The sequence below is a fragment of the Blattabacterium sp. (Cryptocercus kyebangensis) genome (assembly GCF_003226855.1).
GTDB lineage: Bacteria > Bacteroidota > Bacteroidia > Flavobacteriales > Blattabacteriaceae > Blattabacterium.
In genome coordinates this window covers 439,503-452,000 of sequence record NZ_CP029820.1, presented here as the reverse complement: position 1 = coordinate 452,000, position 12,498 = coordinate 439,503, and the positions used below count along the sequence as shown (strand labels likewise).

11 protein-coding genes are annotated in these 12,498 nt (G+C 26.0%); 6 read left to right on the top strand and 5 right to left on the bottom strand.

The genetic code is table 11. The annotated features are described in order from the left end of the window. Positions 1-69: 69 nt before the first annotated feature. A complete protein-coding gene (locus DM815_RS02250) occupies positions 70-2,508 on the bottom strand; it encodes a thiamine pyrophosphate-dependent enzyme (protein ID WP_110509427.1) in 2,439 nt (812 codons plus the stop codon). A 102-nt stretch (positions 2,509-2,610) separates the two neighbouring features. Here DM815_RS02250 and ndk point away from each other — a divergent pair, with 102 nt between their 5' ends. The 3 genes from ndk (at position 2,611) to DM815_RS02235 (ending at position 4,545) form a co-directional block, all read left to right on the top strand. Beyond that, entirely contained in the window at positions 2,611-3,075 is a 465-nt protein-coding gene (ndk, locus tag DM815_RS02245) for a nucleoside-diphosphate kinase (RefSeq protein ID WP_317046296.1), read from the top strand. 82 nt (positions 3,076-3,157) lie between these two features. Further along, positions 3,158-3,763, top strand: coding sequence for a LemA family protein (locus DM815_RS02240; protein ID WP_110509058.1), 606 nt, complete (start codon positions 3,158-3,160; stop codon positions 3,761-3,763). Positions 3,764-3,789: 26 nt separating this feature from the next. Then, positions 3,790-4,545, top strand: a complete 756-nt coding sequence (locus DM815_RS02235; RefSeq protein WP_110509056.1) for a TPM domain-containing protein — start codon at positions 3,790-3,792, stop codon at positions 4,543-4,545. 1 nt (position 4,546) lies between these two features. Here the strand turns inward: DM815_RS02235 and DM815_RS02230 are convergent, their stop codons facing one another. Continuing rightward, positions 4,547-7,192 carry a valine--tRNA ligase gene (locus tag DM815_RS02230; RefSeq protein ID WP_110509054.1) on the bottom strand — a complete coding sequence of 882 codons (2,646 nt, stop codon included), beginning with the start codon at positions 7,190-7,192 and terminating at the stop codon, positions 4,547-4,549. A 32-nt stretch (positions 7,193-7,224) separates the two neighbouring features. Here DM815_RS02230 and DM815_RS02225 point away from each other — a divergent pair, with 32 nt between their 5' ends. Continuing rightward, positions 7,225-7,722: a dihydrofolate reductase gene (locus DM815_RS02225; protein ID WP_110509052.1), complete on the top strand. Its 498-nt coding sequence runs from the start codon at positions 7,225-7,227 to the stop codon at positions 7,720-7,722. Between the two features lie 3 nt (positions 7,723-7,725). Here the strand turns inward: DM815_RS02225 and DM815_RS02220 are convergent, their stop codons facing one another. Further along, positions 7,726-8,340 carry a bifunctional nuclease family protein gene (locus DM815_RS02220; RefSeq protein ID WP_110509050.1) on the bottom strand — a complete coding sequence of 205 codons (615 nt, stop codon included), beginning with the start codon at positions 8,338-8,340 and terminating at the stop codon, positions 7,726-7,728. A gap of 162 nt (positions 8,341-8,502) precedes the next feature. Between DM815_RS02220 and DM815_RS02215 the strand changes: the two genes are divergently transcribed. Together DM815_RS02215 and DM815_RS02210 are read left to right on the top strand one after the other, a co-directional pair. Further along, a complete protein-coding gene (locus DM815_RS02215; protein WP_110509048.1) occupies positions 8,503-9,111 on the top strand; it encodes a hypothetical protein in 609 nt (202 codons plus the stop codon). Between the two features lie 102 nt (positions 9,112-9,213). Further along, positions 9,214-10,194 carry a pyruvate dehydrogenase complex E1 component subunit beta gene (locus DM815_RS02210; RefSeq protein ID WP_110509046.1) on the top strand — a complete coding sequence of 327 codons (981 nt, stop codon included), beginning with the start codon at positions 9,214-9,216 and terminating at the stop codon, positions 10,192-10,194. 2 nt (positions 10,195-10,196) lie between these two features. Here DM815_RS02210 and metF read toward each other — a convergent pair whose 3' ends face one another. Together metF and serS are read right to left on the bottom strand one after the other, a co-directional pair. Beyond that, complete coding sequence (gene metF, locus DM815_RS02205) at positions 10,197-11,156, bottom strand: methylenetetrahydrofolate reductase [NAD(P)H] (RefSeq protein WP_110509044.1); 960 nt, start codon at positions 11,154-11,156, stop codon at positions 10,197-10,199. Positions 11,157-11,167: 11 nt separating this feature from the next. After that, on the bottom strand, positions 11,168-12,439 hold the full coding sequence (serS, locus tag DM815_RS02200; RefSeq protein ID WP_110509424.1) for a serine--tRNA ligase: 1,272 nt from the start codon (positions 12,437-12,439) through the stop codon (positions 11,168-11,170). Between the last annotated feature and the right edge of the window lie 59 nt (positions 12,440-12,498).

Sequence of the window (12,498 nt, the reverse complement as noted above, 5' to 3'; positions counted from 1 at the left end):
TGATAAAAATAAAACTGAATCTTTTTTATCATTCAAAGATAATAATTTTATTACTACTTATTCTTTCTATTAACTATTATGCATTATTTGCAACACTTTTTCTACAATATCTTCGACAGATGGTTTTGAAAAATAATCTCCATCTGATCCATAAGGAGGACGATGGTCTTTAGCCGTAATTGTAATAGGTGGACTATCTAAATAATAGTATCCCTTTTGTTCTTCTAAAATCTTGTGTAGTATATAAGCAGAGGCCCCTCCTGGAACATCCTCGTCTATGATTAATAATCGATTTGTTTTTTTTAAACTTTTTTCAATATCTTTTCGAAGATCAAAAGGTAATAATGATTGAATATCAATTACTTCAATTTCTATATTAATTTTAGATAATTCATTTGCGGCTTCATTAACAATTCTCCATGTAGAACCATAAGTAACTATAGTGATATCTTTTCCTATCCTTGTAACTTCTACTATTCCAATTGGAATTCTAAAATAACCTAAATTTTTGGGTAATTTTTCCTTTATTCTATAACCATTTAGACACTCAATTACTAAAGCTGGATCGTCACCAGCTAACAAAGTATTATAAAAACCAGCTGCTTTTACCATGTTTCTTGGAACAAGGACTAAAATTCCTCTTAAATAATTAATAATTCCTCCCATAGGAGACCCAGAGTGCCATATTCCTTCTAAACGATGTCCCCTAGTTCGAATAATAACGGGGGCTTTTTGTCCTCCTTTAGTTCTATATTGCAAAGAGGCTAAATCATCACTCATGATTTGCAAAGCATAAAGAATATAATCTATATATTGAATCTCAACTATAGGACGAAGTCCTCGCATTGCAAGTCCTATTCCTTGTCCAAGTATTGTAGATTCTCGTATCCCAGTATCGAAAATACGTATTTCTCCGTATTTATTTTGAAGTCCTTCTAATCCCTGATTTACATCTCCAATTTTACCAACATCTTCTCCAAAAATTAAAAGATCCGGATACAGTTCTAATAATTTATCAAAATTATCTCTTAAAATTATCCTTCCATCTACTTCATAATCAGAATAATTTGGATTAACTTCGGTGATTTTTATTGATGATTTTTCAGAAATACTATATAAATTTGAAGAATAATTTTCTTTTTCTTTATTGAATTTTTCTTTTAACCATTTTATCAGACAATTTTTTTGATAGGATTTTTCTTCAGAAAGTAAATATAAAGATCTTCGAATAATACAAAATATGAATTTTTTCGTATGTAAATGTTTATTTCTATGTAATTCTTCGATCTTTTTTTTTATCCATTTTTTACAAGGAAATGCATCCTGCAAATTTTCTAAAACATTTATAGCTTCATTTTTTATTTTTTCAATAGGTTTTTGAAAAGATTCCCAAGCCTTTTTTTGTTCATTCTGAACATATTCTTTTGCTTCTATATCTATTTTATCTAGAGAATGAATATCTGCAATTTTATGAAATATTCCTGGTTCATTTTCAATCCTAAAATTCAAAATCCAATCTCTAAATTTCTTTATTCCATCGTTTTTTTTTTCCCATTCTAAACGTTCTTTGGATTTATATCTTTCATGTGATGAAGAAGTCGAATGTCCTTGTGGTTGAGTTAAGTCAGTAACATGTATTATTACAGGAATGTGTTCATAACGTGCTATTTTATCTGCTTGAATATAAGTTTTTGTAAGATCTATGTAATTGGATCCATTTACACGAATAATTTCGATTCCATTTTCTTTTTTAGTTCTCTGAAATCCATATAAAATATCACTAATATTTTTTTTTGAGAATTGATACCTATTAGGAACAGATATTCCATATTCATCATCCCAAATAGAAATAATGATTGGTATTTGTAATACTGAAGACGCATTCACGGTTTCCCAAAATAATCCTTCAGAAATACTTGCATTTCCGATAGTTCCAAAAGCCACTTCATTTCCATTATGAGAAAATATTTTATGTGTTTTTTTTAAATTTTTTAAATTTTTATAAATTTTGGAAGCTTGAGCTAAACCTAATAATCTTGGCATTTGAGAAGCTGTAGAAGAAATATCTGCGCTAGAATTTTTTTGGTTCATTAGGTTTTTCCAATTCCCATCATAATTTAGTAAACGTGTACCAAAATGAGAGGTCATCATTCTACCCGAAGAAACTGGTTCTTCCTCTAAATCAGAATTAGCATATAACTGAGAAAAAAAACTTCTTACATTTAAAACTCCAATGGCAATCATAAAAGTTTGATCTCTATAATATCCAGATCGAAAATCTCCATTTTTAAAAACTTTAGCCATAGCTAGTTGAGGGATTTCTTTCCCATCTCCAAATATACCGAACTTAGCTCTACCATTTAATACTTCTTTACGACCTAAAATGCTTGTTTCACGACTTATTTTTGCTAATCTATAATCATTTAAAATCATTTTCTGAAACAAATCAAAAGAGGAAACTCCAAAACTTCTAAAGTTAAATTTATTGTTATTTTTTTTTTTATTCATGATCATGAATACTATTTTTTTTTAAAATACAGTAATTTTCACTTTTTCACTTTATTTATTCATTCTAATTGTAGAATTCTTTAAATTAAAAGAAATACAAGTATGATGATTTATCATATCATATTATATATATTATATATGATAATAGGAAAAATAACATTAGCTATTATAAAGCCTGATGCTGTTAAAAACGGATATACAGGACCTATTTTAATTCATATTATGAATGCTGGATTTTTTATAAGAGAAATTAAAATGAAAGAAATTTCCAAAAAATCAGCTAAAAAATTTTATTACGAACATAAAAAAAGTCTGTTTTTCGAATCTTTAGTGAAATTTATGTCTTCTGGACCGATAGTATTGATTATCCTAGAAAAGGAAAATGCAGTAAAAGATTTTAGAATTTTAATAGGAAATACAAATCCAATAAAAGCAAAAGAAGGAACTATACGTAATTTATATGGAAGTTCTTTAGAAAAAAATTCTATTCATGGATCAGATAGCGATAAAAATGCTTTTAGAGAATGTCGATTTTATTTTTCTGATAGAGAAATATTCTTGAAATAATTTTTTAAAAATACTTAGATTAAAAATATAAGAATTAAACATTATAAAAAATTTGTATTTTGTAATAAATATTTAATTTAAAATGAAAAAAGGTTTTTTAATTTCTATTTCCACTATTTTTATAGTTGTATTTTTAATCATTTTTTGGATTACTGGAACATATAATCAATTAGTTCAACTAAACGAAAATATAAAAACACAATGGAGTCAAGTAGAAAATGTTTATCAACGAAGAGCCGATTTAATCCCAAACTTAGTAAATATAGTTAAGGGGTCTTCTAATTTCGAAAAAAAAACCTTGAATCAAGTAATAGAAGCAAGAGCGAAAGCCACCTCCATAAATATAAATCCAGATAATTTAAATCAAAATCAAGTAAGTAGATTTCAAAAATCACAGGAAGGATTAAATAACTCTATCAGTAGATTACTCTTAATTGTAGAAAATTATCCTAATTTAAAATCTACACAAAATTTTTCAGAATTACAAAATCAATTGGAAGGAACAGAAAACCGTATTAATGTGGAAAGAAACCGTTTTAATGATAAAGTCAATAATTTTAATACTTATAGAAATAAATTTCCAAAAATTATAATCTCAAATTTTTTTTATCAATTTAGAGAAAAAGGATATTTTAAATCTAAAATAGGATCGGAAAAAGCCCCTATGGTAGATTTTTATAATTCATGATAGGGTTAAATTGAAAAAAAATCGGAATGAAAAATTTCATAAAAAAAGTTTTTAACTCATTATCTATTTTACTATTTTTCACAAATCTTGCACAAGGACAATTCAATATACCTGAACCTCCAAAAAAAATATATCCTGTTAATGATTATGCAGGTGTCCTATCTAATATTCAAATAGAAAAATTAAATAGAAAACTTATTCAATATTCGAAAACTACCTCAACAGAAATTTTAATTTCTATAGTTCAAGATATATATGGGGAAGATCCTAATTTTTTAGCTTCCAAATGGGGAGAAAAATGGAATATCGGAAAAAAAGATAAAAATAACGGTATTGTTATTTTATTATCTATAAACGATAAAAAAATATCCATTCAAAATGGATACGGAATAGAGCCATATCTTACAGATTTTTCCACTCAATATATAATAAAAAAAATAAAACCTCTATTAAAAAATAATCTTTATTATAAGGCTATAGATATCGGTATTAAAGAAATATTTAAAATTTTGAAAAATAAATATGAATACAAAAAAAAACATAATAAAAACCCTTTTTATATATGGAATTTTTTTATTCCTATTAGTATTTTTTTTATTATGTTTTTTTTATTTCAAAAAAAAGGAATAGAACCTTCATTATTAAATACATTATTTTTAACATATTTTCTATTCAAAGATCGACCTACAAAAAACCAACACGATCATGAAAACGAAGATAATTTTGATGGATTTGGAGAAGGAGGATCCTTTGGAGGTGGAGGATCTAGTGGGAACTGGTAATCTAATTATCCATTTTTTTTAAAATCTCTTTGAGATAAACTATTTTTTTAAAAGTATCATTTTCTTTCTTTTTTTCCTTTAAAAGGAGGTCTTTTGGAACCGATTTTACATATTGATCGTTGGATAAATTTTTACGAATTATAGATAAAAGATTATGAAAATACTGAATTTTTTTTTCAATATTAATTGAATCGTTTTTATCTGAATGATACTTTCTATCTAAAGATAAAAAGTATCTATCCGTTCCAATAAAAAAAGAAAAAAATTGTCCTTTTTTAGGCTTTTTTAAGATATCAATGATTTTAGATAAATTTGCTAATTTTAATATCACTGGATGATATTCTTCTTTCTTTTTTACAGAAAATAAAACCAAACTTTTCTTATAAGGAATATGTATTTTATTTCTTATATTACGTATTTTAGATACAATTTGAATAGCTCTTTCAAAAGAAACTAATAAATTCCAATTATATGATTTTTTTTTAGGCCAAGAAGAAATAATTAAAGCTTCTTTTTCCGTTCTTTTTTTAAGAAGATTCCAAATTTCTTCTGAAATAAAAGGCATATATGGATGTAATAATTTTAAAATATTTTCAAACCATTTAATAGTATTCAAATACACAGTTTTTGATATAAACTTTCCAGAAATAGGTTTAATAATTTCAAGGAATAATGAACAAAAATCATTCCAAATTAATTTATATAAAATCATTAACGATTCATCAAATTTATATTTATTGAAAAATATCTCAAAAATTTCTAATACATAATAAAAACGATTTTCAAACCATATGAGTGCCATATTAGATTCTTCAGGTATATCATCATATATATCCTTATTTTCTTTTATTTCCCAACTTTTTATCAAACGAAAAGCATTCCATATTTTATTAGAAAAATTTCTTCCTTGTAAACAGAAATTTTCCTCAAAATGAAAATCTTTTCCTGCACTAGATCTAAGCATAATCCCCATACGAACAGAATCTGCTCCATATTTTTCAATTAAATCTATAGGATCTGGAGAATTATTTAATGATTTAGATATTTTTTTATTTTTAGAATCTCTCAAAATTCCAGTGAAATAAACATTTTTAAATGGTTCTTTTTTTTTAAAAAAAAGTCCTGCCATAATCATACGGGCTACCCAAAAAAATAATATATCCGAACCTGTTACCAAATTTTCAGTAGGATAATAATAAGATATTTCATGATTATTTGGATTAGAAATTCCATCAAATACAGATATAGGTAATATCCAAGAAGAAAACCAAGTGTCTAAAACATCTGAATCTTGCCAAAGATTATCATAGTCTAAATAGGAATTATGACTCTTAATTTTCGCTTTTTTTAAAGCTGATTCTAAATTTTCTGCAACAACAAAATCATTGGGATAATGACCATAATAATAAACAGGGATACGGTGCCCCCACCATAATTGTCTCGATATATTCCAATCATGAATTTTATCCATCCATTGAAAATAAATTTTTTTAAATCTACTTGGATAAAATTTAATTTTTCCATTTTTAACGGCTTCTATAGCAGGATTCGATATTTTTTTCATTTTTAAAAACCATTGAAGAGATAATTTTTGTTCTACTACGGATTTAGTTCTTTCTGAAATTCCTATTTTTTGATTAAATTCTTCTCTATTTACTATAAATCCTAATTTATCTAACTCTTTAATTATCTTTTTTTTAACTTCAAAACGATCCATTCCTTGATAATGAAGCCCTCTTTCATTGAGAGTGGCATCCTCATTAAAAATATCAATTATATCTAAATGGTATTTATCCGCAATATTTTTATCATTAAAATCATGAGCTGGAGTAATTTTTAAACATCCTGTACCAAAATTTGGATCTACGTATGAATCTTGAATAATTGGAATTACCCTATTTATTATTGGAATAATCGCATATTTTCCCTTTAGATGAAAATAACGTCCATCATCTGGATGAAAACAAACAGCTGTATCTCCGAATATTGTTTCCGGACGAGTTGTTGCAATAGTCACAAAACCTTCCCCCCCTTTTATTGGATATTTTATATAATAAAGAGTTCCAATACTTTCTTTATATACAACCTCTTCGTCAGAAATAGTAGTTCTAGCTTTTGGATCCCAATTAACTACATGATAACTTCTGTATATATATCCTTTTTCATATAAATCTATAAAAATTTTTGTGATAGATTGAGATAATTTTTTGCTCATTGTAAATTGTACACGGGTCCAATCACAAGAACATCCCAATTTTTTTAATTGATTTAAAATAATATTCCTGTGTTTTTTAGACCATTCCAAAACATAGGATAAAAATTTATCTCTTCCTATAATAAATTTGGATAACCCTTTCTTTTTTAATTGATGAACAATCTTCGCTTCTGTTGCAATAGAAGCATGATCTGTTCCTGGAATCCAACATGGATTATATCCTTTCATTCTAGCATATCTAATTAATATATCCTGTATAGTATTATTCAAAATATGCCCTATATGAAGAATTCCAGTAATATTTGGAGGGGGCATTACAATTGTATAAGGTTTTCTATTATCTGGATAGGAAAAAAAGTAATGATTATTGATCCAATAATGATATATTCTTTCTTCTACAGATTTTGGATCATATTTAATTGGAATATCCATATATTAAAAATATAAAAAAAATTAAATTTTTAATGAAAATTGTACTTATCTCTGCTATTTCTAAAAATGGATTTATAGGAAAAAATAATAAATTAATGTGGCATCTTCCTAACGATTTAAAACGCTTTAAAAATATGACTCTTGGAGAAACCGTTCTTATGGGTAGAAAAACTTTTGAATCGATTGGAAGAATTCTTCCAGGTAGAAAAAATATCATACTGACAAAAAAAAATAAAATAAATTTTTCATCTTCTTATAACGGAATTTTTAAAATTTTCTCTTCTTTAAAAGAAGTATATGATTTAAATTATGAAAAAATATTTGTTATAGGAGGAGAAAAAGTATATACTTCTACTATAAATAAAGCAAAAATTCTAGAATTAACCATAATTCATCAAAAATTTTACGGTGATGCGAAATTTCCAAAAATCAATCTTAAAAAATGGGAAAAAAAATATGAATTTTTTTATGAAAAAGATAAAAATCATTTATACAATTACAGTTTTGTTCGATACGAAAAAAAAGATTGATTATTATTCTCTTCTATCTAGTTCTTTCTTTATCCTTGCTGCAAGTTCATAACATTCATTTACTACCGCATGATTCAATAAAGCATTAAGATCTCTTTCTGTCATTTTTTCTAAGTCTTTTTCACTTTTTTCTTTATCAAAAGAAATAGGGGAAGAGGCTTTATTTTCTATTTCTCCTTCAAAATTATCATTTTCAGGAAATCCATTTTCAAAATAAATTCCAGCTTTATCAAAAATTTCTTTTGTAGTATAAATAGGAGCTTGAAATCGTACGGCTAAAGCAACGGCATCCGATGTTTTTGAATCTATCTTATGTTCTTTATTCTCTCTTTCAAACAAAATATAAGAAAAAAATATTCCATTTACTAATTTATATATCACAACTGATTTTAATCTAATATGAAATACTTTTGAAAAAGTTAAAAATAAATCATGTGTAAAAGATCTGGATAGATCTCTTTTACCTATAGCAGAAGCGATAGATTGAGCTTGTAAACTTTCTATAACAATAGGAAGTTTTATTCTTCCAGATTCTTCTTCCAGTAATAAAACATATATCCCAGATTGTATTTGACTTAAGGATATTCCACGTATAGCTAATCTGATAAGTTGTTCCATAGGAAAAAATATATAAATCTTGCTATTGTCATCAAATATACTAAATTTATGTCTTTTTATAAGTTATAAGGAGAAAATATATAGAATTTTTAAAAAAAAGAGAATAGTCATCATCTGTAATAATTTTTTTATATATTTAAACTGTAACTTAAAATTTTTATTATGAATACTTCTATGAGATTTTTAATTCCAACAATATTTCTATCGTTAGGATTTTTTTTTGTATCCTGTAATGATGATGAAATCACTTCTTCTAATGATCCTGTAAATACAAATACTCCCCAATCCCATAATATTCCAAATCCCACTTTTGTAAATACTACTCCTGAAGAAAATCCTGTTCCTCCTAATTTTCCTTTTTTTCCTGAGGAAGTTCCTGATTTTAAAATACCTGCTGATATAAAACCTGAAGAATTATCTAAGAGATTAAAAGATATAGAAGTAAAAATAAAACAATTAGAAAAAGAAAGTAATCTTTATCAGAATGAATATTCTGAAATGATAATTAGTCAGAAAGAAATTTCTGCTGAAATAAAGAGAAAAAGATCGGAAATGAGATCTAAACCTTACGGTTCAGAAGAGCAATTAAAATATAAAAAAGAATTTGAAGAATATAAACAATATGGAAAAGAAAAATTGAGAATTCTTAGAAATAAAATTCTAATTTTAAATGAAATAAATCAATCTATAAAAGACTCTAAAAATGAAAAACTCGCTCTTCAAAAGATGCAGGAAAATTTACAAAAAAAAAATCAAATAACTAATAATTAATTAATTATTCAAAACGGAAAAGGAATAAATTTTATTTCTTTTCCGTTGTTCTTTTTTATATGGAATTTTTACTTATTACTAAACGTTTGATCCAAAAAATATATGAAAGAAATGACTTTTCGTGAAGTAATAGCAGAAGCTATGAGTGAAGAAATGAGAAGAGATGACTCCGTCTATCTTATGGGGGAAGAAGTTGCTAAATATAATGGAGCTTACAAAGCTTCTAAAGGAATGTTAGAAGAATTTGGACCAAAAAGAGTCATTGATACTCCAATATCAGAATTAGGTTTTTCTGGTATAGGAGTAGGATCTGCAATGAACGGTTGTAGACCCATTATTGAATTTATGACATTTAATTTTTCTTTGTTAGCAATGGATCAGATTATCAATAACGCGGCAAAAATACGTTATATGAGTGGGGGTCAATGGAATATACCTATTGTTTTTAGGGGGCCTACTGGATCTGCTGGACAATTAGGAGCTACCCATTCTCAATCTTTTGAAAGTTGGTACGCAAGTTGTCCGGGATTGAAAGTAGTAATTCCCTGTAATCCATACGATGCTAAAGGCCTTTTAAAATCTTCTATTCGAGATAATAATCCAGTTATTTTTATGGAATCTGAACAAATGTATGGTGATAAAATGATGATTCCAGAAGAAGAATACATTCTTCCTATTGGAAAGGCGGATGTAAAAAAAGAAGGAACTGATATAAGCTTGGTCTCTTTTGGAAAAATTATGAAAATGGCTTTAAATATAGCAGAAAAATTAGAAAAAGAAAATATTAGTGTAGAAGTAATAGATATTCAAAGTATTCGTCCATTAGATTATGAATCTATACTTTTTTCTGTAAAAAAAACCAATCGTTTAGTAATTTTAGAGGAATCATGGCCTTTTTCTTCAATAGCTTCTGAAGTTTCGTACATTATACAAAAAAAAGGATTTGATTACCTTGATGCACCTATTAATAGAATCACTTTACTAGATATCCCTGCTCCTTATTCTTCCAACTTGATAAAAAAATGGTTCCCTAATGAAGAAAAAGTAATAAATTCCATAAAAGAAACTCTTTATCTTGTTTAATTTTAATAAATAGCTTGGACTATCTTATAAATATTTTCTGGTTTGTCCATAGTGTAATAATGAATTACTTTTACTCCAGAATTTTTTAGTTCCTTAGACTGTTGTATAGCCCATTCAATCCCAATATTAAAAATAAGTTTTTTATCTTTCGCTTTTTCAATTTCTTTTACTAATTCATTAGGAATATTTAAATAAAAACGAGAAGGTAGACTATTTAACTGAATTTTAGAAGAAATAGGTTTAATTCCAGGTATTATAGGTATAATAATACCTTCTGATCTACATTTTTTTACAAAATTAAAGTATTTTTTATTATCAAAAAACATTTGAGTAACAATATAATTAGCTCCAGCTTCAACTTTTTTCTTCAAGAAAAATAAATCACTTTCCATATTTGGAGCTTCTAAATGTTTTTCTGGATATCCAGCTATACCAATACAAAAATCAAATAATGGATAATTTTTTTTTTCAAAAGTTTTATTAAGATACTTTCCTTTGTTCAAGTTTTTAACTTGTTCTACCAATTCCACTGCATATTTATGTCCATCTTTTTTCGCAAAAAAACTATTTTCTGATTTAATAGGATCCCCTCTAAGAACTAAAACATTATCTATTCCTAAAAAATTTAGATCTATTAAAGCATTTTCCGTCATTTGTCTATTAAAACCACCACAAATAAGATGTGGAACCGCATCTATTCCATATTTATTCATAATTGCAGCACAAATTCCTACAGTTCCAGGACGTCTGGATACCTTTTTTCTTTGTAAAAGTCCATTTTCTTTTTCTACATAAAAAAATTCTTCACGATGATATGTAACATCAACAAAAGGAGGATTAAATTCCATTAATGGATCTAAAGTAGAAAAAATATTTTTGATATCATGTCCTCTTAAAGGAGGTAATATTTCAAAAGAAAATAAACTTTTTTTAGCTTTATTTATATGATCAGTCACTTTCATATATACCTTTTTTATTTAATATTATCAAATCCTGTATAAGGAACTAAAACTTTAGGAATATTAATTTTATTTTCAGTTTGATTATTTTCTAATAAAGCGGCAATAATTCTTGGTAAAGCTAGAGAACTTCCATTAAGTGTATGACATAAATCCATTCTTCCTGTAATGGTTTTATATCGAAGATTTAATCTATTAGATTGAAAATTAGTGCAATTTGAAATAGAACTCACTTCTAACCATTTTTTTTGTGCCATAGAATAAACTTCAAAATCATAAGTTATAGAAGAAGAAAAACCTAGATCTCTTCCAATTAAACGAAGTATTCTAAATGGCAATTCTAAAGATTTTAGAATATTTTTAACATGTAGAATCATTTCCTCTAAATAATAATAGGAAGTGTCAGGGGTGGTAATCTGAATGATTTCCACTTTTTCAAATTGATGTAATCTATTTAACCCTCTTACTTTAGACCCATAAGATCCTGCTTCCCTTCTAAAGCAAGAAGTATAAGTTGTTGCTTTTATAGGTAAATCCGTATATTTAAGTATATTATCTCTATAACAATTAATAAGAGGGATTTCTCCAGTTGGAATAAGATAAAAATTATCTTTTTCTATTAGATACATTTGTCCTTCTTTATCCGGAATTTGTCCTGTTGAATATCCTGATTTTTCATTTATAAGATAAGGGAAACTGTATTCCTTATATGAAGCACGTATATTCTGATCTAAAAAATATTGAATTAAACTTCTTTGCAATTTAGCTCCCTTTCCGATATAAACTGAAAATCCAGATCCACATATTTTCGTACCTAAAAATAAATCGAATAAATGAAATTTTTTAGCTAATTCCCAATGAGTAAGAGCTTCTTTCATTATGGTTGAATGAATAGGACCTTCTTGAAAAAGAATATCATTATTATCTTCATTTTTTTTTACTTTTTCATTGGGTATATTAGGAATTTGATCTAGTTTATTTTCTAAACATTGAATAATATTTTTTAATTGAATATTAAGATCTTTCTTTTTTTTTTTTAGAAAAAGGGATTTTTCTTTTAAAGAATTTATTTTTATACTTTTATCAAAATTCAGAAGAATATGACTTATATTTTTGGATATTGTATTCTCTTTTTCTGAAATTTTATTCAAAACAGTTTTTAATTCCTTTTTTTTTTTATCTAAAGTCAATATTTCATCTATTAAAAAAAATTTATGGAAGTTCCTTTTTTTTAATCCTAATAAAACTTTTTTCCTATTATTACGTATAAAAGAGGGTTGAAGCATAGAAAAAATTAAAATTGTATTTCCAATCTTAATATTACAATAAATATACAAATAATATT